This is a genomic window from Nonomuraea polychroma (assembly GCF_004011505.1).
GTDB lineage: Bacteria > Actinomycetota > Actinomycetes > Streptosporangiales > Streptosporangiaceae > Nonomuraea > Nonomuraea polychroma.
Genome location: NZ_SAUN01000001.1, coordinates 2,528,965 through 2,553,276, shown reverse-complemented (window position 1 = coordinate 2,553,276; position 24,312 = coordinate 2,528,965). Strand labels below are relative to the sequence as shown.

Genomic DNA, 24,312 nt, shown 5'->3' with positions numbered 1-24,312 from the left:
TCGGGCGAGAGCGCGACGGCGCGCTAACGTTGCAGGCGCACGGGGGCGCTGGGTGCGTTGCGCCGGACGAGCCAGGCCTCGGTGATGTGCGTGAACATCGCTTCGCTGGCGCCATCGGGGTCATGGGCGGCGATGCGTTCATAGATCCGGCGATGGCCCTGGTTGGACGCCACGCACAGGGCGCGTTCCGTCTTGCCCATGTATCGGGCGGTGTTGATCACTTGGCTCTCCAGCGCTCGCACCACGCCCCGGGCGATGCGGTTGCCGGACGCCTGCATGATCGTGTCGTGGAAGGCGCGGTCGTGGTCGGCATACGTGACGTGGTCGTCCACGAGCTCGTCCATCCGGTCCACCAGAGCACGCAGCCGCTCGGTGGTCTCCTCGCCCGCCACGCGGGCGGCGAGGTAGGCCATGTCGGACTCGAGCAGACGGCGTGTGACGACGAGATCGTCGAGAATCCCCAGGCTCTCGTCCATGTCGATGGTCGCCGCGAGCACGAGCTCGTCGAGCATGTCCCACATCGTGCGCGGGGTCACCATGGTCCCCGCGCCCTGGCGGACCTGCACGAGTCCCTTCTCCTGGAGGATCTTCACGGCCTCGCGGACGACGGTCCGGCTCACCGAGAAGGTCTCGCACAGCACGGGCTCGGGGGGAAGGGGCGTGCCGGAGGGGTGCACGCCGCGGACGATGCGCTCGACGAGCTCCGCCGTCACCGCCTTGGCGAGACTGGCCGGCCGTCGGACCCATGCAGGCGACGCGGAGACGCTGCCGGGCGATTCCTGCGATGCCGTCATATCCCCTCCAGTGACCTGCTGGGACAGCGCCGCGTCAGTATATGGCATTCCTGTTGACGTCATACGTCATACGAGTTACGTTTCCCGCAAGACGGCCGAGGACACCGGCCGCGTTCTGGAGAGTGATCAGCCATGAGGCAGCGAACACTATGGTCGGTCGTCCTCGTCACGGGACTGGCCGTGGCCGGCTGCGGAAGCGCCGCACCGACGCAATCCTCCTCCGGGGAGTCCAGGAGCAGGATCGTGGTCTGGGACTGGAAATCCGGCGAACCGGCCGTGGCCTCCTACCTTGAGAAGGCCAAGGCCGACTTCGCCAAGAAACATCCCAATGTCACCGTCGAGTTCGTGGCCCAGCCGTTCGATCAGTACTACACGCTCTTGGGCGCGGCGACCCAGTCGGGAAAGGGCCCCGACGTCATGCTCTTCAACGGCGGCGGCCAGCTCCGCGACCGGGTGGACACGCTCCTGCCGCTGGACCAGTACGTTGCCGAGGACAGGCAGCGGCTGGCGGGCTGGGACGCCTTCAGCAAGGACGGCAAGATCTACGCCGCCCCGGTGACGCTGCAGGGCCACCCGATCTACTACAACAAGACGATCTATCAGAAGGCGGGGCTGGATCCGGCGAACCCGCCGAAGACGTGGAACGAGTTCGTCAGTGGCTGCGCCGCCATCAAGAAGACGGCCGGCGCCAGGTGCTTCGCCCTCGGCAACAAGGAAGGCTTCGGGATCCAGTTCTTCATGTCGGGACTCGGACCGGGCATCCTGACGCCCAAGGAGTACGACGACTGGATCTCCGGTAAACGCGACTGGACCTCTCCCCATGTGAAGGAGATCTTCGCCCTGTGGAAGAAGGTCAACGACGACGGCCTGAACAACGACGGGGCCAACTCCACCGCGCTGTTCAACGACGCCTTCGCCGTCTTCAACACCGGTAAGGCCGCCAACATCATCGGGCTGATGTCGGATATCGGACACTGGAAGGACTTCGGCGAGTTTCTGGGCGCCGACCAGGTCGGCGTCATGACCGCCCCGGTGGTCACCGACGGAGCCGCATCCGTGCTCCCCTACGACGGCGGCATCGGTTACGGGGTCGCCAAATCGACCAAGAATCCCCAGCTGGCCGCGGACCTGGTGCGATCGCTGACCTCGACCGGCGCGCTGACCGCCTTCTACACCGGCGCCGGCGCGATCACCTCCGACACCACGATCGACGTGTCGCAGGGCGCCCCCGCCGTGGCGGCGATCGTGCCCCAGATCAAGAGCGGCAAGCCCGCACTGCACGTCGCGTTGTCCAGCAAGACCCTCGACCTGATGGGCCGGCTGTCCCAGCAGCTCCTGAGCGGGTCGGCGAGCGTCGATGACGTGGTGAAGCAACTGGCCGCTTCCGACAAGGCGAGTTGATCGCGTGCCGATCGGAGGCTCGTCACCGGCTGTCCGCTCGGCGCAGGCGGAGCGGACCGCCGGAGCAGAGGTCGAGCAGCCAGGGCGCCACGGCACCGGGAGGACCTCGCGGCGCGTCCCCCGCGGGGCGCGGGCCGAGCGTCTCGCGCCCTTCGTCCTGGTGGCTCCGGCCGTACTGATCATCGTGGCGCTGCGGTTGTGGCCGCTCCTGCTGGGCGTCAACTTCTCCTTCACCGGCGACGGCGAGCGCAACGGGACCTTCGTCGGCTTCGACAACTACGCCGAACTGCTGAACGATCCGTTGTTCCGCACCGCGCTGCGCAATGTCGGCTTGCTGGTGATCCTGCTTCCCGTCGCGGTGGCGATCCCCGGCCTGCTGGCGACCTTCATCTACCTGCGGGTGCCCGGGCATCGGGTCTTCCGCGGCGTCTACTTCTTCCCGGCCGTGCTCTCGCCGGTGATCGTCGGTGCGATCTTCAACCTGATGCTCGGCTTCGACGGCCCGCTGAACACCGCCCTGGCGCAGATCGGCCTCGGCCCCATCGACTGGCTCGGCGACCCGGGCATCGCCATGTTCACGGTCGTCGGCGTGCACATCTGGGCGACGTTCGGGATGGCCCTGGTGGTGTTCCTCGCCGGATTCTCCACGCTGGACGCCGCGCTCCTGGACGCCGCCCGGATGGACGGCGCGTCACTGCCCCAGATCATCTGGCATGTCATCGTCCCGGGCCTGTCCCGCACCATCCAGTTCGTGTTCGTGACCACCATGATCGGAATGCTGACGTCCATGTTCGGCCTGCTGTACGTCATGACCAGCGGCGGCCCTGAAGGTTCGACATACTTGCCGGAGTTCTACGTCTGGATCCAGCAGGGACAGATGAACCGCCCGGCACTCGCCTCGGCCGCATCGACGGTGCTGTTCCTCATCATGCTCGTGGTCGGAATCCTGCAGGTGAGCGTGCTCCGCCGTGCGGGGAGGGAAGACTGATGCCCGGCAAGCGCTTGGGCAGGTGGGTGGCCGCCGTCCCGATGGCGCTCCTCGCGCTGGCGACCATCTATCCCCTCGTGTTCACCACCAACGTCGCCATGAAGACCCGGCGGGAGTACATCCTCGACCGGTTCTCCCCCACGACCTCCCTGCACCTGGAGAACATCGCTGCGGCGTGGAACAGCGTCGGCATGGCGCGCTACTTCGCCAACTCGCTCATCGTGGTGACGGTCTCGGTGGTCCTGCTGCTGCTCTTCGGGTCGATGGCCGGCTTCGCGCTGAGTCAGTTGCGGTTCCGCGGCTCCTCGGCGTTGTTCCTGGGCTGCCTTGCGGCGCTGTTCGTCCCGTTCCAGGTGATCATGGTGCCGCTGGCCCGGATCATGACGGACAGCGGCCTCATCGACACCTACCCGGGACTCATTCTGGCCTACGTCGCACAGTTCCTCCCGTTCACCATCTTCCTGATGACGAGCCACTACAGGACCATCCCGGTGGAGATCATCCACGCGGCAAGGATCGACGGGAACTCCACCTACGGCGTCTACCGGCGGATCATGATCCCGCTCGGTGCTCCGGCCCTGTTGTCGGTCGGCATCCTCGATGCCCTGTTCTGCTGGAACGACGTGCTCATCGCCCTGCTGATGATGCCCTCGCCAGAGCATCGCACCCTCATGGTCGGGGTCACCTCGCTGCGCGGGCAGTACTCGGACAACATCCCCCAGTTCGCCTCAGGAGTTCTGATCGCCGCGATACCCGTCCTGTTGATCTATCTCTTCCTTCAGCGTCAGATCGCCGACGGTGTCACCGCCGGCTCCACGAAGGGCTGACATGCGTATTTCGGGGTATCGCACGCTGACGACGGTGCATGAATGGGGCCGCCCCGTCGGTGACGCCAACGGCGTCTACGCCGACGGGAACGTGCCGGTGCCGATCATCATGGTCGACACCGACGAGGGGATCACCGGGGTCGGCCTCGGGCCGCACACGCACCTCGACACCATCTTCGCCGCCGTCGAAGGCGAGGATCCGCGCGGCGTGACGGCGCTCTACGACCGCATGCTGCGGCAGACCTTCAAGGCCGGCCACGCGGGCGCCGTGTTCGGGACCATCGGCGCGCTCGACACCGCTCTGTGGGACATCAAGGCGCAGGCCGCCGGCGAACCGCTCTGGCGCCTGCTGGGCGGTCGCGACCGGCGGGTTCCCGCCTACGCCTCCGGCCTGGACATCAGCCTGACCGACGAGGAACTCCTCTCCCTTTACCAGGTCTACGCCCGGCACGGGCTGCGGGCGGCCAAGATCAAGGGCGGCCTCGACATCGACCGCGACCGGCACCGCCTGACACTGGTACGAGAGGTCCTGACCGAGGCCGGGCACGGATCGCGACCGGGCCTGATGCTCGACGTGAACGAGGCCTGGACCCGCAAGCAGGCGGTCCGGCACGTCCGCGAGCTCGAACGCACACTGGATCTCACGTGGATCGAAGAGCCGGTCCGGCGGTGGGACGCCGAAGGCCTGGCCGTCGTCGGCCGCGGGGTCCGTGCCTCGGTCGCCACGGGGGAGAATCTCACCGGTCTCGAGCAGTATCGACCGCTGCTGGCCGCGGGAGCCGTCGACATCGTCCAGATGGCCGCCGTCTGGGGGATCACCCATTTCCTGCGAGTATCCGCTCTGGCACACGCCCATGACCTGCCGGTCAGTCCGATCGGCACCACCCCGATCGCCCTGCTGCACGCCGCGACGTCGGTACCGAACCACCTGATCAGCGAGCTGCAGGACCTGCAGCCACCACTCGGCGTGTCCCTCGACCTGACCGTCGAGGACGGCGCGTTCATCCTCGGAGACTCCGCGGGCCTGGGCGTCACGATCGACGAGGACGCCGTCACCTCGTTCACCCGTCGGCCGGACGACGGCATGACGGCCGAGACCCCCAACGTCCGGCCCGAGCACGCCGGACGGCGACTGCTGGCGGTGGCCGATCACGGCGCCGCATCGCATCGCCAGCTCACCCCCTAGTCGTAGACCCTCACGACCGGACGGCGAGGTGAACTCGCACCGTTCGCCGCCTCCCGTCCTTGCCACCTACGTGCCGGAAGAAAGGGAACACGCGTGCGTCCGTCACTCGTGCTGCACAGACGAACATCGGCTGCGGCGTCGGCCGCCTTACTGATCGCGGCCGGACTCATCGTCGGCCCGGTCGCCGCCCGGGCGGAGGCCACGGCCCGGGGAGACCAGACGATCGTGGTCGCGCCCGCCGGGGCCAAGAACGCCGACGACAAGGGCCCGGCCAGCGCCGGACGGCCGCTGGCGACCCTGGAGGAGGCACAACGGCGGGCGCGCCAGGCGGCCGCGGAGGGCAACCGCGACGTCACCGTCGAACTCCTCGACGGCACCTATCGGCTGACCGCACCGCTGCGGTTCGACGCCGCCGACTCCGGCCGGAACGGGCACACCGTGACCTGGAAGGCCAGGCGCGGAGCCAAGCCCGTGCTGACCGGCGCCAAGCCCGTCACCGGCTGGGTGCTCGACGACGCCGCGACGGGCGTCTACAAGGCCCAGGTCGGCACCGGATTCGACAGCCGGCAGCTCTACGTCGACGGCGTCATGGCACAGCGGGCACGCACCAAGCTGGCCCGCGACGACATCAAGCTCAACGCGACCGGCTTCACCGTCAACAACCCCGGTCTCGCCTACCTGGCCACGCTGCCCGACCAGAAGCGCATCGACTTCCAGGCGATGTTGTCGTTCACCAACCGTTTCGCGCCCGTGCAGAGCATCTCCGGCTCCACGGTCGTCATGCAGCAACCAGCCTGGGACAACAACACCTACGGTTACGACACCATCCAGTCTCCGTTCCGCACGCCGACCTTCTTCCTGCTGAACTCCAGGAAGTTCCTGGACGAGCCCGGCGAGTGGTACCTGGACACGAGTGCCGGGACGCTCTACTACAAGCCGCTCGCCGGGCAGGATCTCTCACGTGCGCGCGTCGAGCTGCCGCGGCTGGAGTCGCTGCTGCAGGTCGGCGGGACGTACGACGAGCCTGCCCGCAACCTGCGGTTCGAGGGCCTGACCTTCACCGGCACCACATGGATGCACCCCAGCACTGCCGACGGATACGCCAACCAGCAGACCGGCACGTTCATCAGCGGCGTTCAGCCGCACCGGCCGACCGACGCGTTCACCTCGTGCGCGGTCGGCTGCAAGGGATTCGAAGGAGCGCGCAACGGCTGGGCACAGGCACCCGCCGCGGTGCAGGTGTCAGCCGCGGAGAATGTCAGCTTCGCCGGCGCCACCTTCGTGAACCTCGGTTCCGTCGGGCTCGGCATCGGCAACGACGCCAACGCCCACGCCAGCGGCGTGGGATTGGGCGCGCACAAGGTGACGGTCACGGGAAGCACCTTCACCGCGAGCGCCGGCGGCGGCATCGTGGTCGGCGGTGTACGGCCCGACGCCCACCACCCCTCCGACCCGCGCATGGTCAACAGCGACATAAAGATCAGTGACAACCGGGTCTACGCGACCGCGCTCGAATACCAGGACCAGGACGCGATCTTCGCCAGCTACGTCACGCGGCTGACCATCGAGCACAACTACGTCTCGGACATGCCCTACACCGGCATCGGCGTCGGTTTCGGCTGGGGCGCCAACGACCCGGGCGGCAGCCCCGAGTACATCAACCGCGGGCTCTACGACTTCCAGCCGATCTACGACACCCCGACGACCTCGAGCGATGTCCGCGTGGTGGGTAACCACGTGCGCAACGTCATCCAGACGATGAACGACGCCGGCTGCATCTACACCCTCTCCGCGATGTCCCGCAGCACGATCGACGAGAACTACTGCGAGAACAGCGGGCAGCTCGGCCTGTACTTCGACGAGGGCTCGCGGTACCTGTCCGCGAACCGCAACGTGTTCGTCAACACCGCGGGGCAGTGGGCGCATGCCAACAACCAGAACGGCAACCACACCGGCAACCTCACACTGACCGGAAACTTCGCGACCAACCCGGCCATCACCGGCATCGTCAACGGCCAGCGCGGCAATGTCACACGCGACAACACCGCCATCACCTCCGGCAATCTCCCGATCGCGGCCAGCGAAGTGATCCACAAGGCGGGTCCGACCGGCCAGTACCGCGGTCCAGCCGACCCGCAGCGCCCGCCGGTCGGCGCCTACCTCGTGGCCGAACCGGTCAGCGTGAGCGCCGGTGGTACGAGCACGGTCACCGCCACGGTCGCGAACATCGGTGACAGCCCGGCTTCCGGCCTGCGTGCCCGGATCACCGTCCCCGAGAGGTGGCAGGCCGTGCCCATCGGCGAGCCGCTGAAGCCGGACCTCCCCGCGGGCGCCTCGGCCACCGTGTCGTGGAAGGTCACGGCGCCCGGGTCGGTCACGACCCCGGTCGACCGCGCGCCGGTCACGATGTCACTGACGTTCCAGGCAGGCAGGACCGAGTACGCGCTGAAGAGGTCGCTGACACTGACCGCGCTCAACCCGCTGACGTCCCTGAAGGGGTACGGCTCGGTGCCGAGCCGGTTCGCCGAAGCCGGATCCGCGTACGCCATCCTGACCTCCGGCACCGACATCTGGCAGGACGGCGGCGGGTCATTCGACGAGTACGGCGCCATCTACCAGGACGACGCGGTCGGAACCACCGCCACGGTGACGGCCCGGGTCACCGAGATGGACAACACCAACTCCTGGGCCAAGGCGGGTGTCGTCATCCGCAACGATCTCACCGCCGCCGCGTCGTCGCCCGGGTACGCCGTCATGGTCGTCACCCCCGGCAACGGGGTCGCCTTCCAGTGGGACTCCAACGGCAACGGTTACCTCGACTCGTTCAGCGCAGTCTCTGGGACCAAGGCGCCGGCCTGGGTCCGCCTCGTCCGCTCCGGCAACGAGGTCAGCGGCTACTACTCCACGAACGGCACCGATTGGATCAAGGTCGGCCCGACCGCCACCCTGCCCGGCATCGCCGGAACGCAGGACGCGGGGTTGATCGCGACCTCTCACGCGGCCGGCGTGACAGGCCAGTTCAGCTTCAGCGACTTCAGAGTGAGCACGTAGGGAGTGCACCTCGTGGACACCTTCGCCGGAAGCGGAGGACCGCCTCCGGCGAAGGTGTTTCTCGCCATGTTCCTCAGGTCCGGGTCCAGCGCTGGTCGACGCCGCCGTCGCAGTCCCAGATCTGCGCCTGCGTACCGTTGGTCTGCGAGGCGCCGGCGACGTCCAGGCACCGCCCCGAGACGACAACCGGGTCAGGCAAGGCTCCGGCGTTGGCTGGCGCCGCCGTCACAGGACCAGAGGCTGAGCTTGGTGCCGTTCGCGGTGGCGTCCGGCCCGTCCATACGCCCTCACCTGATCAGGAGGCGTCGCAGGTAAGGGTGGGTGTGGCCGCGGCCCCATTGGCGGTGAAGCCGAACGTGGTGGTGCCGTCGGGGGCGATGGAGCCGTTGTAGGCCTCGTTGCGGACGGTCACGCCGGCTCCGGAGCCGGAGCGGACGCCGTTCCACAGGCTGCTGATCGTCTGCCCGCCCGGCCAGGTCCAGCCGACCGTCCAGCCGTTGACGGGGGTGTTGCCGGCGCGGACGGTGACGGTGGACTGGAAGCCGCCGGACCAGGAGTTCACGGTCTGCATCGTGGCCGTGCATCCACCGGGGACCGGCGTCGGACTGGGCGACGAGCCACTCCCGAACTGGGAGAAGAACTTCCACACCTCTGCCTTGGTCCAGGTGTTGACGCCGCTGTCGGTGTAGGTGCCGTCCACCGGGGCGGGCGTGTGACCGTTGTCGTACGCGGCCCAGACGACCGGATAACCGGCCCGGCACCCCGAGTAGGTGGTGACGATGTGGCTCCGGCTGCCCGAACTCGGCTCGGGCGGGTTCTGCGCGGTACAGCCGTTGTTGCGGACGAACCTGTCACGCAGCGCCCGTCCCTGCGAGATGTTGAGCACCGTGTCCCCGATGCCATGCAGCCCCATGTACGCGATGGGCTGAGTCCCGCCGCTGCACCCGCTGAGCTGCGCGCCGGAGAAGACCGCGACCGCCCGGAAGACCGTCGGCCGCGAGCACGCGAGAGAGAAGCTCATCCCGCCGCCGTAGCTGAAACCGGTGGCGAAGCGCTGCGAGGTGTCGACACAGAGATCCGACTCGATGAGCCGGATCATGTCGTCGACGAAGGTGACGTCCTCACCGTTGGTATTCGCCCAGCCGTTGTTGAAGCCTTGGGGCGCGACGAAGATCGCGCCGTTGTTGGACAGCTGCCTGAGTCCGTAGAAGGACCAGGGGTACCCGCTGCTTCCGCCCGAGTCGACGTCGGCGGCGGTGCCGCCCCGCCAGTGGAAGCCGAAGATCAACCGGTAGGGGGTGTTGTTCTGGTAGTTGTCGGGAAGCCGCAGGATGAAGGAGCGGTTCTTGCCGCTGGTCTGGATCGACTGCGTGCCGCTCCTCAGCGTCGGGGTCTTGCCGCATCCGGCGGTCGTCGCAAGGGTGCCGGCACCCGCGGATGCCGTGGCTCTGCCGACGTCGTTGCTCATCGCCGCACGACCCGTGACCAGAACGAGAAGTGCCGCGACCGCGATCGCTCCTAAGAAGAATCTGTGCCTTGACATCACATGACCTCGCTCGTGGTGCGGATACCGATGCATCTGGACAGAGAAGCCATTCACGTCCTCCTGATGAGGCGGGAGTGTCGGTCGGCCGGCATGCGCGGGTCGGAGCCGAGTCGTGACGGCCCTCACCCGGGCGATCGCGCCGCCTCCTGCCGCGACCGCGTGGTCGGTGGTCGTGCCGGAGCGGCGCGTGCGCGACAGCCGGCTTGGGACTACTGGAATGAGGCGTCGTCGATGGAGAAGCCGTCGGTGCCCGCGGCCGTCTCGACGTAGAAGGTGGCGCCGGTCAGCGTTCCGCTCCATGACACGGTCGCCGTGCCGGTGAGCTGGGTCCAGCCGCCGGAGTTCACCGCCGTCACCGGTGTGAGCTGGAGATAGCTCGTCGTGCCGTTGGCGGTGACCGCCAGGGTCGCCTTCGCGCTGGGCGTGCCGCTCTGCGACCGCACCCAGACGCTCGTGGTGTAGCTCTTGCCGTTGGTGAGCTTGGTGGTCACATCCTGGGTGGTGCCATTCCATGACGCCGTGCGCCCGGTGATGGACAGCGCCCGCGCGCCGCCGTGCACCGGGTCGGTGACGGACGACAGGGCTCCGCCGGACGCACCCCAGCCCGTCGTGCCGCTCTCCATGTCGCCGTTGGTCAGCAGGTTCCCACCGGTTGCGGGGCCGCCGGTGAACTGCCACCAGTTGACGTTGAACAGGTTGCCGCTCCCGCCGGTGTACTTGAAATACAGGTCGTGGGTGCCCGTCGCGCCGTTCACCGGGCAGGTGACGGTCGTCCACGTCTGCCAGCCGCCGGTCCCCGGCACGGTGCAGGTCCCCACCAGCGTGCCGTTGACGCCGTCGAGGTGGAGCTCGATCCGGCCGCCGCTGGTCGCGGAGGCCACCCGTGCGCTGAAGGACGTCGCGCCGGAGCCGAAGGCGACGCCCTTGACCTTGATGTAGTCGCCGTTCTCGATCCAGCCGACGTTCATGCCGCCCTCGCTGGAGGGTTCGGTCTCCACGCCGGACTCCCAGGCGATCGACTCGGCCTCCTGGCGTACGTAGGGGTTCAACGTGCCCACCTGGGGCGCTCCGGTCGTGGTCATGTTGATCGTGGGGATGGTTCCGTCGGCGTTGTAGCTGAACTTCTCCACGGCCACCGAGCGGGTGAAGCCGCCACCGCCCGGCAGGGCGCCGTTGTGGTAGAAGAAGTAGGACCCGCCGTTGAAGTCGATGATTCCGGGGTGGTTCGTGAAGCTGCTGCCCTGCGTGGGCATGACCGTCCCGCGGTAGGTCCAGGGCCCGGTGGGGCCGGGGGCCGTCGAGTAACCGATGAACTCCGAGCAGCATTTCGCCGCGAAGACGTTGTAGTAGAGGCCGTTGCGCTTGTAGACCCAGGGCCCCTCTTCGTACAGGGTCGGACGGCTCGTGTTGCCGGTTCGGGTGCCGAAGCCAGCGGTGGTGAGCGGGATCTGGGTGGGGCTGCCCGAGTACGAGATCATGTCGGCGTTGAGCCTGACGTACCACAGATTCGGATTACCCCAGTACAGGTAGGCCTGCCCGTTGTCGTCGATGAAGACCGTGGGGTCGATCTCACCGTTCCTGACCAGCGGGCGCCCGATGGCGTCGGTGAACGGCCCGGTGGGGCTGTTCGAGACCCCGACGCCGATGGCCATCTGGCCGCTCGCCCGGTCTTTCACCGGTACGTACCAGTAGAACTTGCCGTTCCTGTAGACGGCCTGGCCCGCCCACGCGTCCGCGCTCGCCCAGCTGAAGGTGGCGACGCTCATCGGCGAGCCGTGGTCGGTCCAGTTCACCATGTCCGCGGACGACCAGACCCGCCACTCCTTCATGGTGAAGTACGTCGAGCCGTCCTCGTCGTGTCCCGTGTAGAGGTACACCCGGCCGTTGTGCACCAGTGGAGCGGGGTCGGCGGTATAGATCGTCTGGACGATCGGATTGTCCGCCCTGGCCGTGCCCGGGATCACCGTCACGGCGCAGAGCAGCGCCACGATCGCCAGCACACCGAGCCTCGCCATGACGCCGAGCCTCGCCATGACGCCGAACCGAAGGGGGGATGCGACTTTCATGGTCACCTTCCGAAGTCGGGCCGGCATGGGTGCGAGCCGCGGTGTGTCAGGTGCGGGTCCAGCGCTGGTTGGCGCCGCCGTGGCAGGAGTAGAGCTGGATCCGGGTGCCGTTGGCGGTGCCTTGGCCCACGGCGTCCAGGCACAGCCCGGACTGCGCCCCGGTGATGGTGCCGTCGGCGTTCAGGCGCCATTTCTGGTTGGCGCCGCCGTGGCAGGAGTAGATCTGGATGCCGGCGCCGTTGCCGGTGCCGCCCGCGTCGAGGCACTTGTTGCCATAGACCCTGAGCTCGCCGGCCGAGGTGGCGGCCCACTGCTGGTTGCCGCGCCCGTTGCAGTCCCACAACTGCACCGCGGTGCCGTCAGCGGTGGCGGCGCCGGGCACGTCCAGGCAACGCCCGGAGCCGACTCCCTTGATCTGCCCGGCGGGTGGTGGAGTGGGCGTCGTGGTGGACGAGCCGCCGTCCAGGCCGAAGAAGCGGATGGCGTGCGCGGCCATCCCTGGTCGCGGCAGGTCGTGGCCGGCTCCGGTGATGGTGTACGCCTCGACCTGCCCGGAGCCGAAGACTCGCCGGGTCCATCCGGATTGCGGGCTGTCGGTGGAGGTGGGGGTCTGGCCCAGCCCGTGCACGTTGATCCACTGGTCGACCTCCTCCTGCAGCATCGTGTAGGGCAGCACGGAGTCGGCGGTGCCGTGCCAGGCCATCACGCGCGGGCGGGGCCCGGTGTAGCCGGGGTAGGCGTTCCTGACCAGGTCACCCCACTGCTGCGGCGTCTTGTCCCCGCACCCGGCGGGCCCGAGACAACCGTAGGGAACTCCCGCGAACGGCGCGCCGGCCTTGAACACGTCCGGGTACGTGGCGAGCAGGTTGAGGGTCTCCATCGCGCCGGAGGAGAAGCCGGTGGCGAACACCCGCTCCGGGTCACCGTTGTAGCGTTGCAGCACATGGGTCGTCATGGAGACGATCGACACCGGGTCACTGCCGCCACCGTGGCGCAGGGCCTCGTTCGACCACACGTCGAAGCAGTTCGACATGCCGTTGGCGCTCTTGTTCGCCTGCGGGTAGATGACGACGAAACCGTGCCGGTCGGCCAAAGAGGCGAACTCGGTGCCCTGGTGGAAGCCCGGGGCCCAGCCGTTGCAGCCGTGCATCGCGACCACAACCCCCGGGCGGGATGCCACTCTGTCGGGGACGTAGAGGTACATCCGCAGACCGCCGGGGTTGGCGCCGAAGCTCGTCACTTCGGTCAGGACCGCCGCCGACGCTCCCGGCGCAACCGTGAGGAACACGGACAGGGCGGTGGCCACTGCCGTGATCAGAGCCGCCAAGGCGGCTCCGATGCCCACGCACCTTCTCGTACGCGGTTCGCTTCGCTTCATGGGTTCGCCTCTCCGCTGTTAGCGGTAACAACTGCTGGCCTGGTCGAGCTCCCTCTAGGGCCGGTGGAGGTGGTGGCGGGACGGAGCAAACACGAGGCAGAAAGGTACTGTCAAGAGCGCCTTAACGTGCAGAGGGCCGGCGGAGGCGGCACCCGAGCGCGCTCACCTCGGATTTCCGAGCCTGACCGCAGTCGACCAGCGGAGAGCGTCGCCATGAAACTTTCATTCGAACTCCACCCGAAGAGCTCCACCGAAACTTTCAAGGGCCTCAATTCACACCTTGAGCCAGCACAAGCGATGCAGGCAGGATAGGCGCCACCGAAAATTTTCACTCTATCCTTGACAATTTTCGGTGAGCTTCCCACACTGAGTGCCCGAGGTGATCTCCCCTACCGGCTCGGTGGTGCTCAGCAGGGGGACTGCCGTCCCGACGCCTGTGGTGTGCGTCCCGACCGGGGCGCGGTGTCGGGTCCCGCGGCTGTGTCCCGCACGAACCCTTCCCCATGATTCGCATACGGAGGCTCAAGCATGCGTGTCAACGACATGTCCCCACCTGCCGCCCGGCGGCCGCTCCGCGGGCGTCGGCCGGCGCTGATCGCCGGCGCGCTCGGCGCACTCGGCCTGATCACGGCCCTGGCGACGGCGATTCCGGCCAATGCCGCGGAGAGCACGCTCGGCGCGGCGGCCGCGCAGAGCGGCCGCTACTTCGGCACCGCCATCGCCTCGGGCAGGCTGGGCGACTCGCAGTACACGACGATCGCCAACCGCGAGTTCAACATGGTGACGGCCGAGAACGAGATGAAGATGGACGCCACCGAGCCCAACCCGGGGCAGTTCAACTTCTCCGGCGGAGACCGGGTCTACAACTGGGCCGTGCAGAACGGCAAGCGGGTGCGCGGGCACACCCTGGCCTGGCACTCCCAGCAGCCGAACTGGATGCGGCCGATGGAGGGGAGCTCGCTGCGCCAGGCGATGATCAACCACATCAACGGCGTCATGGGCCACTACAAGGGCAAGATCTATGCCTGGGACGTGGTCAACGAGGCCTTCGCCGACGGCAACTCCGGCGGCCGGCGTGACTCCAACCTCCAGCGCACCGGCAACGACTGGATCGAGGTGGCCTTCCGCACCGCGCGCGCCGCCGACCCGGCCGCCAAGCTGTGTTACAACGACTACAACATCGACAACTGGTCCTGGGCCAAGACGCAGGGCGTCTACAACATGGTCAGGGACTTCAAGGCCCGCGGCGTGCCGATCGACTGCGTCGGCCTGCAGTCGCACTTCAACAGCAACAGCCCCTACAACAGCAACTACCGCACGACCATCCAGAGCTTCGCCGCGCTGGGGGTCGACGTGCAGATCACTGAGCTGGACATCCAGGGCGGCTCGGCCACCACGTACGCCAACGTCGTCAACGACTGCCTGGCGGTGCCGCGTTGTACCGGCATCACGGTCTGGGGAGTTCGCGACAGCGACTCCTGGCTCGGCGCAGGCGCCGCCCCGCTGCTCTTCGACAGCAACGGCAACAAGAAGCCCGCCTACACCGCGGTGCTCAACGCGCTCAACGGCGGCACCACGACGCCGACGCCCGGCGGGGGCGTGGGGCAGATCAAGGGCGTGGCCTCCGGCCGCTGCGTGGACGTGCCCAACTCCAGCACCACCGACGGCACCGCGGTGCACCTGTGGGACTGCCACGGTCAGAGCAACCAGCAGTGGACGCAGACCTCAGCAGGGGAATTGAAGGTGTACGGCAACAAGTGCCTGGACGCCGGGGGCACCGGCAACGGCGCCAAGATCCAGATCTACTCCTGCTGGGGTGGCGACAACCAGAAGTGGCGCGTCAACTCCGACGGCACCATCACCGGAGTCCAGTCCGGGCTGTGCCTTGACGCCGTCGGCGCCGGCACCGGCAACGGCACCGGCCTGCAGCTGTACAGCTGCCACGGCGGCAGCAACCAGAAGTGGACCTACAACGCGGGCACCGCGTGAGCTTCACCGACTGCTCACCTGGGGCCTGGGCCTGCTGACCCAGAACCGCTCCACCTGCTGACCGCACCCCCGGTGCGACCCTCCCTCGGCCCCGGTGGGGAGACCGAGGGAGGGTGAGCCACGCCCGTCCGAAGCGGCCGGGCGTGGCTCAATAACGGTTTCTCACACTCCCAAGCGGTCCAGCGGCCGTGGCACTCATCTCCCGCGGGGATTCGGCCGACGGTAACGAGCGGCGGTTGAGGCCGGTGCCAGGCCGAAGGCGACTGCGCCTATGTCGCATGGCCACGACTCCGAGGCAGCAACTTAACTCTTGATCGGTCGCAAATTACCCTATTGCCAAGGGGTAACTTCTGTGAAACTTTCACTTGCACGAGCAGTGCGGCGCGATCTCCTTGGAGGCAAAACTCCAGGCGGGAAGGCGTTCCGATGGCAACGCCCAGGTCGGCGAGGGGTCTCCCTCGTTGACGCCGGGCCGGATCGTCGGATGTACTCCGCGACAACGCGCTCAACGGAGGAGGCCACACAGCTCTCTGCAGGATCCGTTGTTAGCGCTAACAGGTTTCGTGGCCCATCTGCGATCTAGTCAAGGAGCCCTGGATGTCCCCCCTCATCCCCGGCGACGGCGCAGGACACACCGTTCGCTGGTATGCCATGGTCGCCACAGCTCCATATCGGTCAACGGCTCCATGCGCATCGCGTCCACCCGACCAGGTCCTCGTCGAGCGCCGCGACCGCCAAGACCCCGATCTGAGCGATCTCACCAGCGAAATGTGAACGCTAACAGATCGTCCGAGAGCGGCGTCTCCGCGCCGACACCCATGGGCGGCCTCTCCGAGTGCCTGACCCGGTGAACACGTGACCGGCGGTGGCCGGTCATCGCCCCCCATATCCAAGGAGCTCGGCATGTCCTTGAGCCGTCGTCAGCTTTTTCAGGTATCAGGCGCGACCGCCGCGCTCTCGGTCGCCGGCATATCCCCCGCTCTGGCCGCACTCCCCTGGGCCAGATCCGACATCGGCGTCTCGGCTTACGAGTTCGACCTCGGCCAGGTCCGGCTGACCTCCGGCCGCCTGCTGGACAACCAGAACCGCACTCTCAACTACCTGCGCTTCGTCGATGTCGATCGGCTGCTGTACGTCTTCCGGGCCAACCACCGGCTGTCCACCAACGGCGCGGCGGCCAACGGCGGCTGGGACGCGCCGAGCTTCCCGTTCCGATCCCACATGCAGGGCCATTTCCTGACGGCGTGGGCGCAGGCCTACGCCGTGCTCGGCGACACCACCTGCCGGGACAAGGCGAACTACATGGTGGCCGAGCTGGCCCGATGTCAGGCGAACAACGGCGCCGCCGGATTCACCAGCGGCTACCTGTCCGGTTTCCCCGAGTCGGACATCACGGCCGTGGAGAACCGCACCCTGACCAACGGCAACGTGCCGTACTACTGCATCCACAAGACCCTGGCCGGGCTGCTGGACGTCTGGCGGCTGATCGGCAACACCCAGGCCCGGACCGTGCTGCTGGCCCTGGCCGGATGGGTGGACGCCCGCACGTCGCGACTCAGCTCAAGCCAGATGCAGGCCATGCTCGGCACCGAGTTCGGCGGCATGAACGCCGTGCTGACGGACCTGTACCAGATGACCGGCGACTCCCGCTGGCTGACCACGGCCCAGCGGTTCGACCACGCGGCCGTGTTCGACCCGCTGGCCGCAGGCCAGGACCGGCTCAACGGGTTGCACGCCAACACGCAGGTGCCCAAGTGGATCGGGGCGGCCCGGGAGTACAAGGCGACGGGCACCACCCGTTACCGCGACATCGCCGCCAACGCCTGGTCCATCACCGTCGGCGCGCACACGTACGCGAACGGCTCCAACAGCCAGGCCGAGCACTTCCGCGCCCCCAACGCGATCGCCGCCCACCTGACCAGGGACACCGGCGAGGCGTGCAACACCTACAACATGCTCAAGCTGACCCGGGAGCTGTGGCTGCTGTCGCCGACCCGGGCCGACTACTTCGACTATTACGAGAACGCCCTGCTCAACCATCTGATCGGGCAGCAGAACCCGGCTGACGCACGCGGGCACGTCACCTACTTCACGCCGCTCAACCCCGGCGGACGCCGGGGCGTCGGCCCGGCCTGGGGCGGCGGCACCTGGAGCACGGACTACAACTCCTTCTGGTGCTGCCAGGGCACCGGGATCGAGACCAACACCAAGCTGATGGACTCGATCTACTTCCACAACGGCACCACCCTGTTCGTGAACCTGTTCACGCCCTCCACGCTCAACTGGAGCCAGCGCGGCATCACGGTCACCCAGACAACCTCCTACCCGGCCGGCGACACCACGTCGCTGCAGGTCACCGGCAACGTGAGCGGATCGTGGACGATGCGCATCCGCATCCCGGCCTGGACCCAGGGCGCGACGATCAGCGTCAACGGCGTCCAGCAGAACATCGCCACCGCGCCGGGCACCTACGCCGACCTCACCCGGTCGTGGGCGTCGGGCGACACCGTGACCGTGCGGCTGCCCATGCGGGTGGTCATGAAGGCCGCCAACGACAACCCCAACGTTCAAGCCGTCACCTACGGCCCGGTCGTGTTGTCGGGCGACTACGGCAACACCGGCCTGTCGTCGGCCCCTGCCCTGACCCCCTCCTCGATCACCCGGACCAGCACCTCCTCCCTGGCCTTCACGGCCACGGCCAACGGAGCGTCGGTGCGGCTGGGCCCCTTCTACGACGCTCACGACCACAACTACGTCGTCTACTGGAACACCGGTGGCCAGGGCGGCACGGGCGCGGCGAGCTTCCGGCTGGTCAACGCGGCCAGCGGGCTGGTGCTCGGCATCCAGAACATGTCCACGGCCGACGGCGGCCTGGCCCTCCAGTGGACCGACAACGGTACCGCCGACCACGACTGGGTCCCGGTCATCGACGGCAGCGCCCTGCGGTTCCGCAACGTGCACAGCGGCAAGGTGCTCGGCGTCGAGAACATGTCGACCGCTGACAACGCCCGGGTGCTCCAGTGGGGTGACACCGGCACCGCGGACCACCGCTGGACGATCACCGACGTCGGCGACGGCTCCGTCAAGATCCGCAACGTCCACAGCTCCAAGCTGCTCGGCATCCAGAACGGCTCGACCGCCAACGGCGCCCAGGTGGTCCAGGACTCCGACAACGGCAGCCCGGACAACCAGTGGCGGTTCGTGCCGAACGGCGCGCGGCGTATCCAGAACGTGGGCACCGGGATGGTCCTCGGCGTCACCGACATGTCCACGGCCGACGGCGCGCTCGTCGTCCAGTGGGGCGACACCGGCACCGCCGACCACCTCTGGACGGCGATCGTGGACAGCGGCGGCTACCTGAGGCTGCGCAACTCCAACAGCCAGAAGGTGCTGGGCGTGGAGAACATGGGCACCGCCGCCGGGTCGCGTGTCGTGCAATGGGCCGACAACGGCACCAACGACCACCGCTGGCGGCTGCGCTACGGGTCGGGCGCCGCCTTCCGCATCCAGTGCGCCAACGGCGGCCGGGTCCTCGGCCTCGGCGGCACGTCCCAGGGCGCGCAGGTCGTGCTCGCCGACGACAACGGCGCGAACAACAACCTCTGGAGGTTCCTGTGAGGCGCGTGCTCGCGGTTCTCTCATCACTGCTTCTCGCGGGCGTGTTCCTCACGCCCCAGGCGTCGGCCGCGACGGTCGACACCAACACGTGGTACGTGCTGGTCAACCGCAACAGCGGCAAGGCCTTGGACGTGTACAACCTGTCCACCGCCGACGGCGGCCGGATCACCCAGTGGACCCGCAACAACGGCAACCACCAGCAGTGGCAGTTCGTCGACTCCGGCGGTGGCTACTACCGGCTGAAGTCCCGGCACTCCGGCAAGGTCCTGGACGTCTACAACTTCTCCACCGCCAACGGCGCGAACATCGTCCAATGGTCCGACCACAACGGCGCCAACCAGCAATGGAGACTCGCCGACTCCGACGGCGGCCACGTCCGGCTGATCAACCGCAACAGCAACAAAGCCCTCGAAGTGCAAGGCGCCTCCACCGCCGACGGCGCCAACATCGTCCAGTACGACGACTGGGGCGGCACCAACCAGCAATGGCAACTCATCCCCGTCGGCAGCAACCCTGATCCGGGCAGCAACTACACCAACCCGGTCGTCTGGCAGGACTTCGCCGACGGCGACATCATCCGGGTCGGCGACGCCTACTACTACTCGGCCTCGACGATGCACTATTCGCCGGGCGCGCCGATCCTGCGCTCCTACAACCTGGTCGACTGGGAGTACGCCGGCCATTCGGTCCCGAGGCTCGACTTCGACTCGAGCGCCTACGACCTCAACGGCGGCCGGGCGTACGTGAAGGGCATCTGGGCCTCGACCCTGAACTACCGGCCCAGCAACAGCACCTACTACTGGATCGGCTGCGTCGAGTTCAACCGGACCTACGTCTACACCGCCTCCGCCGTCGACGGCACGTGGACCAAACGCTCGCGGATCAACAACTGCTACTACGACGCCGGCCTGCTGATCGACACCAACGACACCATGTACGTCGCCTACGGCAACGGCACCATCAGCGTCGCCCAACTCTCGGCCGACGGGCTCAGCCAGGTGCGCGCCCAGCAGGTGTTCCAGACCCCGAGCAGCGTCGGCACCTTGGAGGGCGCCCGCTTCTACAAGCGCAACGGTTACTACTACATCTGGCTGACCCGCCCCGCCAACGGCCAGTACGTGCTCCGCTCCACCTCGCCATGGGGCCCGTACGAGATGCGCCAGGTCCTGCTCGACATGCCCGGCCCCATCCCCGGCGGCGGCGTCCCCCACCAGGGCGGGCTCGTCCAGACCCAGAACGGCGACTGGTACTACATGTCGTTCGTCGACGCCTACCCCGGCGGCCGCGTCCCCGCGCTCGCACCGATCACCTGGACCAACGACTGGCCGACCGTGCAGACCGTCAACGGCGGCTGGGGCGTCAACTACCCCAAGCCGAACATCCAGACCAGCCGGACCGTGGCGTCCATGATCGGCCCCGACACCTTCTCCTCGGGTAGCCTCGGCCACCGCTGGGAGTGGAACCACAACCCCGACACGAGCCGCTTCTCCACCGGCAACGGCCTGCGTCTGCAGACCGCGACCGTCACAGGCGACCTCTACAACGCCCGTAACACGCTGACCCACCGCATCCAAGGCCCGTCGTCGACGGCGACGATCGAGCTCGACTACTCGCAGATGGCGGGCGGCGACCGCGCCGGGCTGGCCATGCTGCGCGACCAGTCGGCCTGGATCGGCGTCAAGCGCGACAACGGCGTCGACCGGGTCGTGATGACCAACGGGCTGACCATGAACAGTTCGTGGCAGACCACCGGCACCGGCACCGAGGCGGCGAGCGCGAACATCTCGGGCGGCCGGATCTGGTTGCGGGTCAGCGCCGACATCCGGCCGGGTTCCGGCAGGCAGGCCCGCTTCTCCTACAGCACCGACGGCAGCACCTTCGTGAGCCTCGGCCCGGCCTTCACATTGAACAACGCCTGGCAGTTCTTCATGGGCTACCGCTTCGGGATCTTCAACTACGCCACCCAGTCCCTCGGAGGGGCGGTCACCGTACGCCGCTTCGACCTCACCACCCCCTGACAGAAAGGCACAGACGTGAAATTCAGATCCCTGGCCGTCCTCGCGACGCTGGCCACCTTATTGGCGAGCCTGTTCGTCGCCCTTCAGACGCAGTCCGCCAGCGCGGCCACCGTCGACACCACCGCCTGGTACGTCCTGGTCAACCGCAACAGCGGCAAGGCCCTGGACGTCTACAACCTCGCGACGAACGACGGCGCCCGCATCACCCAGTGGAGCAGGAACAACCAGAACCAGCAGCAGTGGCAGTTCGTCGACTCCGGCGGCGGCTACTACCGCATCAAGTCCCGCCACTCCGGCAAGGTGCTCGACGTCTACAACTGGTCCACCGCCAACGGCGGCGCGATCGTGCAATGGTCCGACACCAACGGCACCAACCAGCAGTGGCGGCTGGCCGACAGCTCGGACGGCCATGTGCGGTTCATCTCGCGCCACAGCAACAAGGCCCTGGAGGTCCAGGGCGCCTCCACCGCCGACGGCGCCAACATCGTCCAGTACGACGACTGGGGCGGCGCCAACCAGCAGTGGCAGCTCGTCAAGGTCGATGGCGGCGGCAACCCGGGTCAATGTGATCTGCCGTCGACGTACCGCTGGACCTCGACGGGCCCGCTGGCGCAGCCGAAGTCGGGCTGGGTCTCGCTCAAGGACTTCACCGTCGCCCCCTACAACGGCAGGCACCTCGTCTACGCCACGACGCACGACTTCGGCACGAGGTGGGGCTCGATGAACTTCAGCCTCTTCACCAACTGGTCCGAGATGGCCTCGGCCAGCCAGAACACGATGAACTCCTCGACTGTCGCGCCCACGCTCCTCTACTTCGCCCCCAAGAACATCTGGGTGCTGGCCTACCAGTGGGGCGGGACCGCCTTCTCGTACAGGACCTCCAGCGACCCCACCAACCCGAATGGCTGGTCAGCGCAGCAGGTGCTTTCCACCGCGAGCATCTCCGGCTCCGGCACAGGCCCCATCGACCAGACGCTCATCGGTGACAGCACGAACATGTACCTGTTCTTCGCCGGGGACAACGGCAAGATCTACCGGGCCAGCATGCCCATCGGGAACTTCCCGGGCAGCTTCGGCAGCACAGCGACGGTGATCATGAGCGACACGACGAACAACCTGTTCGAAGCCGTCCAGGTCTACAAGCTCAAGGACCAGAACAAATACCTCATGATCGTCGAAGCGATCGGCTCGCAGGGCCGCTACTTCCGCTCATTCACTGCCACCAGCCTGAACGGTTCGTGGACGCCCCAGGCCGCCACCGAGAGCAACCCCTTCGCCGGCAAGGCCAACAGCGGCGCCACCTGGACCAACGACATCAGCCACGGCGAACTGATCCGCACCAGCGCCGACCAGACCATGACCGTCGATCCCTGCAACCTCCAATTGCTCTACCAGGGACGCAGCCCCAACTCCGGCGGCGACTACGGCCTCCTGCCCTACCGACCGGGTCTGCTGACACTGCAGCGCTAACGGCGTGACACGGGTCCGGCTCGGATGTTCCTGACGTTCATGGCAAAGGCGTATGCCCCATCGGGTGAGCGCCACCACACGCGATCAGGTCCGGGTGGAGCCGGCGTGGCGGGCTCGGTGCAAGGCCGAGCCCGCCCGGGTCATGCAGAAATGTCAGCGCTGCCTCCCCGCACTCCGTGACTAGACTGCCGCCATGACCACGGAGTCGTCCCCTCTCACCATCGCTCAGCTCGCCGAGCTGGCCGGAGTCTCCACCGCGACGGTCTCCAAGGTCGTGAACGGCCGTTCCGAGGTGTCGTCAGAAACCCGCGCCGCCGTGGAGGAGCTCATCCGCCGGCACGGCTACCGGCGACAGCGCCGCCGTTCCACGCCGACGGCCCTGGTGGAGCTCGTCTTCCACGCGCTGGAGGGCGACTATCCCGTCGAGATCACCAAAGGCGTCGCGGAGGCCGCCCGTAAGCACGACCTCACGGTGGCGATATCGGACCTGCACGGTGACCACACCGCTGCAGACGCCTGGCTGGAGAGTGTGCTGCGGCGCCGCCCGAGCGGCGTGATCGCAGTGTTCTCGGGCCTGACCGAGACCCAGCACGAACAGCTCGCCCGCCGCGAGATCCCGCTGGTCCTGCTGGATCCGGCCGACGCTCCCGCGCGGAACATCCCATCAGTCGGCGCCGGCAACTGGAACGGCGGGCTCACGGCCACCCGCCACCTCCTGGAGCTCGGGCATCGCCGCATCGCCATCATCACCGGACCCGACTCCGCGCTGCCCAGCCGGGCCCGTCTCGACGGCTACCGAACCGCCCTCGACATGGCCGGCGTGCCCGTCGACCGTGAGCTGATCGGCCGGGGGGACTTCCTCATCGAGGGCGGTCTGGCCGAAGCACACCGCATGCTCCGCCTGCCCGACCGGCCAACCGCGATCTTCGCCACGAACGACGGCCAGGCCATCGGCGTCTACCACGCGGCCCGTCAGCTCGGCCTGCGCATCCCGGACGATCTCAGCGTCATCGGCTTCGACGACCTGCCGTCGGTGCGGTGGGCCATTCCACCGCTGACCACCATCCGCCAGCCCCTCGCCAAGATGGCCGGCGCGGCAACCTCGATGCTGCTGACGCTGGCCCATGGCGAGCAACTGCCCCAGAGCCGCGTCGAGCTGGCCACCGAACTCGTCGTACGCGAGAGCACCGGGCCTCCCCTACTCTCAACCGCCTGAGCCGAAGCGCGGCCTCCTAGGGGCAGCACCGTCCGGCGCCCAGCTCACCCACGAGCGCGGGGACGCCGGTCGCCGTGATCTCCTTCACCAGGCTTTCCTCGAGTTGGGGTGCCGTCAAGAACTGCGCGACGAGCCGCATGGCGGCCTTTGTACCGCTCGGCCAGCCGGACCCCGACGAAGACCAGCACCGCCGCCACCACCATGGCGGTCACCACGTTCGTGCCGAGGCCGACGTAGGTCTCGACCCGTGACCAGTTCTCGCCCAGGAAATACCCGGCCAGCACGAAGACGGTGTTCCAGATCAGGCTCCCGACCATCGTCAGCAGCGTGAACGTCGGCAGCGGCATCCGCTCCACGCCCGCCGGGATCGAGATGAGGCTGCGGAAGAGGGGGATCATCCGGCCGAAGAACACCGTCTTGCGGCCGTGGCGCTGGAACCAGGCCTCGCTCTTCTCGATGTCGGACACCTTCACCAGCGGCAGCTTGGCGGCGATGGCCAGCACCCGCTCGCGGCCCAGCAGCGCCCCGACCCAGTACAGCGCCAGCGCGCCGATCATCGAGCCGAGGGTCGTGCACACCAGCACGTCCAGCAGGCCCATCTCGCCCCGGCTGGCGGTGAAGCCCGCCAACGGCAGGATCACCTCGCTGGGCAGGGGTGGGAACAGGTTCTCCAGCGCGATCGCGAGGCCCGCCCCAGGGGCCCCGAGGCTCTCCATCAGTCCAACGAGCCAATCAGTCATGAGGGTGAGACTCAACGACGAACG

At 67.8% G+C, this 24,312-nt stretch carries 16 protein-coding genes; 10 read left to right on the top strand and 6 right to left on the bottom strand.

Annotation, left to right across the window (positions count from 1 at the left end; genetic code table 11):
- Nucleotides 1-23: 23 nt before the first annotated feature.
- A complete protein-coding gene (locus EDD27_RS11265; protein WP_127932357.1) occupies nucleotides 24-794 on the bottom strand; it encodes a FadR/GntR family transcriptional regulator in 771 nt (256 codons plus the stop codon).
- 132 nt (nucleotides 795-926) lie between these two features.
- Between EDD27_RS11265 and EDD27_RS11260 the strand changes: the two genes are divergently transcribed.
- The 5 genes from EDD27_RS11260 (at nucleotide 927) to EDD27_RS11240 (ending at nucleotide 8,247) form a co-directional block, all read left to right on the top strand.
- A complete protein-coding gene (locus EDD27_RS11260; RefSeq protein ID WP_127932356.1) occupies nucleotides 927-2,195 on the top strand; it encodes an ABC transporter substrate-binding protein in 1,269 nt (422 codons plus the stop codon).
- 4 nt (nucleotides 2,196-2,199) lie between these two features.
- Nucleotides 2,200-3,183, top strand: coding sequence for a carbohydrate ABC transporter permease (locus EDD27_RS11255; RefSeq protein WP_127932355.1), 984 nt, complete (start codon nucleotides 2,200-2,202; stop codon nucleotides 3,181-3,183).
- Nucleotides 3,183-4,010, top strand: coding sequence for a carbohydrate ABC transporter permease (locus EDD27_RS11250; protein WP_127932354.1), 828 nt, complete (start codon nucleotides 3,183-3,185; stop codon nucleotides 4,008-4,010). The genes EDD27_RS11255 and EDD27_RS11250 overlap by 1 nt, the downstream gene beginning before the upstream one ends.
- 1 nt (nucleotide 4,011) lies before the next feature.
- Complete coding sequence (locus EDD27_RS11245; RefSeq protein ID WP_127932353.1) at nucleotides 4,012-5,196, top strand: mandelate racemase/muconate lactonizing enzyme family protein; 1,185 nt, start codon at nucleotides 4,012-4,014, stop codon at nucleotides 5,194-5,196.
- Between the two features lie 93 nt (nucleotides 5,197-5,289).
- Nucleotides 5,290-8,247, top strand: coding sequence for an NEW3 domain-containing protein (locus tag EDD27_RS11240; RefSeq protein ID WP_127932352.1), 2,958 nt, complete (start codon nucleotides 5,290-5,292; stop codon nucleotides 8,245-8,247).
- A gap of 73 nt (nucleotides 8,248-8,320) precedes the next feature.
- On the opposite strand, the gene EDD27_RS11235 is transcribed toward EDD27_RS11240, so the two are convergent.
- From EDD27_RS11235 to EDD27_RS11220, 4 genes are all read right to left on the bottom strand, one after another.
- The gene (locus EDD27_RS11235; RefSeq protein ID WP_127932351.1) at nucleotides 8,321-8,476 is read right to left on the bottom strand and encodes an RICIN domain-containing protein; all 156 of its coding nucleotides are present in this window, start codon (nucleotides 8,474-8,476) and stop codon (nucleotides 8,321-8,323) included.
- 66 nt (nucleotides 8,477-8,542) lie between these two features.
- Nucleotides 8,543-9,790 carry a CE1 family esterase gene (locus EDD27_RS11230; RefSeq protein WP_127932350.1) on the bottom strand — a complete coding sequence of 416 codons (1,248 nt, stop codon included), beginning with the start codon at nucleotides 9,788-9,790 and terminating at the stop codon, nucleotides 8,543-8,545.
- A 212-nt stretch (nucleotides 9,791-10,002) separates the two neighbouring features.
- Nucleotides 10,003-11,859, bottom strand: coding sequence for a family 43 glycosylhydrolase (locus tag EDD27_RS11225; RefSeq protein WP_241563973.1), 1,857 nt, complete (start codon nucleotides 11,857-11,859; stop codon nucleotides 10,003-10,005).
- Nucleotides 11,860-11,905: 46 nt separating this feature from the next.
- Nucleotides 11,906-13,237, bottom strand: coding sequence for an extracellular catalytic domain type 1 short-chain-length polyhydroxyalkanoate depolymerase (locus EDD27_RS11220; protein ID WP_127932349.1), 1,332 nt, complete (start codon nucleotides 13,235-13,237; stop codon nucleotides 11,906-11,908).
- 528 nt (nucleotides 13,238-13,765) lie between these two features.
- On the opposite strand from EDD27_RS11220, the gene EDD27_RS11215 reads away from it, so the two are divergent.
- The 5 genes from EDD27_RS11215 (at nucleotide 13,766) to EDD27_RS11195 (ending at nucleotide 23,548) form a co-directional block, all read left to right on the top strand.
- Nucleotides 13,766-15,226, top strand: coding sequence for an endo-1,4-beta-xylanase (locus EDD27_RS11215; RefSeq protein WP_127932348.1), 1,461 nt, complete (start codon nucleotides 13,766-13,768; stop codon nucleotides 15,224-15,226).
- A gap of 903 nt (nucleotides 15,227-16,129) precedes the next feature.
- Nucleotides 16,130-18,844 carry a beta-L-arabinofuranosidase domain-containing protein gene (locus tag EDD27_RS11210; protein ID WP_127932347.1) on the top strand — a complete coding sequence of 905 codons (2,715 nt, stop codon included), beginning with the start codon at nucleotides 16,130-16,132 and terminating at the stop codon, nucleotides 18,842-18,844.
- 5 nt (nucleotides 18,845-18,849) lie between these two features.
- Complete coding sequence (locus EDD27_RS11205) at nucleotides 18,850-20,862, top strand: RICIN domain-containing protein (RefSeq protein ID WP_206641356.1); 2,013 nt, start codon at nucleotides 18,850-18,852, stop codon at nucleotides 20,860-20,862.
- Between the two features lie 15 nt (nucleotides 20,863-20,877).
- Complete coding sequence (locus EDD27_RS11200) at nucleotides 20,878-22,332, top strand: non-reducing end alpha-L-arabinofuranosidase family hydrolase (protein WP_127932346.1); 1,455 nt, start codon at nucleotides 20,878-20,880, stop codon at nucleotides 22,330-22,332.
- Nucleotides 22,333-22,525: 193 nt separating this feature from the next.
- Nucleotides 22,526-23,548: a LacI family DNA-binding transcriptional regulator gene (locus EDD27_RS11195; RefSeq protein ID WP_127932345.1), complete on the top strand. Its 1,023-nt coding sequence runs from the start codon at nucleotides 22,526-22,528 to the stop codon at nucleotides 23,546-23,548.
- Between the two features lie 44 nt (nucleotides 23,549-23,592).
- Here EDD27_RS11195 and EDD27_RS11190 read toward each other — a convergent pair whose 3' ends face one another.
- The gene (locus tag EDD27_RS11190; protein ID WP_127932344.1) at nucleotides 23,593-24,288 is read right to left on the bottom strand and encodes a DedA family protein; all 696 of its coding nucleotides are present in this window, start codon (nucleotides 24,286-24,288) and stop codon (nucleotides 23,593-23,595) included.
- Between the last annotated feature and the right edge of the window lie 24 nt (nucleotides 24,289-24,312).

Bases quoted from the DNA above. Each gene is read 5' to 3' on its own strand.
- EDD27_RS11215 (WP_127932348.1), top strand. From the start codon at position 13,766: ATGCGTGTCAACGACATGTCCCCACCTGCCGCCCGGCGGCCGCTCCGC.
- EDD27_RS11250 (WP_127932354.1), top strand. From the start codon at position 3,183: ATGCCCGGCAAGCGCTTGGGCAGGTGGGTGGCCGCCGTCCCGATGGCG.
- EDD27_RS11190 (WP_127932344.1), bottom strand. From the start codon at position 24,288: ATGACTGATTGGCTCGTTGGACTGATGGAGAGCCTCGGGGCCCCTGGG.
- EDD27_RS11225 (WP_241563973.1), bottom strand. From the start codon at position 11,859: ATGAAAGTCGCATCCCCCCTTCGGTTCGGCGTCATGGCGAGGCTCGGC.
- EDD27_RS11260 (WP_127932356.1), top strand. From the start codon at position 927: ATGAGGCAGCGAACACTATGGTCGGTCGTCCTCGTCACGGGACTGGCC.
- EDD27_RS11195 (WP_127932345.1), top strand. From the start codon at position 22,526: ATGACCACGGAGTCGTCCCCTCTCACCATCGCTCAGCTCGCCGAGCTG.
- EDD27_RS11220 (WP_127932349.1), bottom strand. From the start codon at position 13,237: ATGAAGCGAAGCGAACCGCGTACGAGAAGGTGCGTGGGCATCGGAGCC.
- EDD27_RS11245 (WP_127932353.1), top strand. From the start codon at position 4,012: ATGCGTATTTCGGGGTATCGCACGCTGACGACGGTGCATGAATGGGGC.
- EDD27_RS11230 (WP_127932350.1), bottom strand. From the start codon at position 9,790: ATGTCAAGGCACAGATTCTTCTTAGGAGCGATCGCGGTCGCGGCACTT.
- EDD27_RS11210 (WP_127932347.1), top strand. From the start codon at position 16,130: ATGTCCTTGAGCCGTCGTCAGCTTTTTCAGGTATCAGGCGCGACCGCC.
- EDD27_RS11265 (WP_127932357.1), bottom strand. From the start codon at position 794: ATGACGGCATCGCAGGAATCGCCCGGCAGCGTCTCCGCGTCGCCTGCA.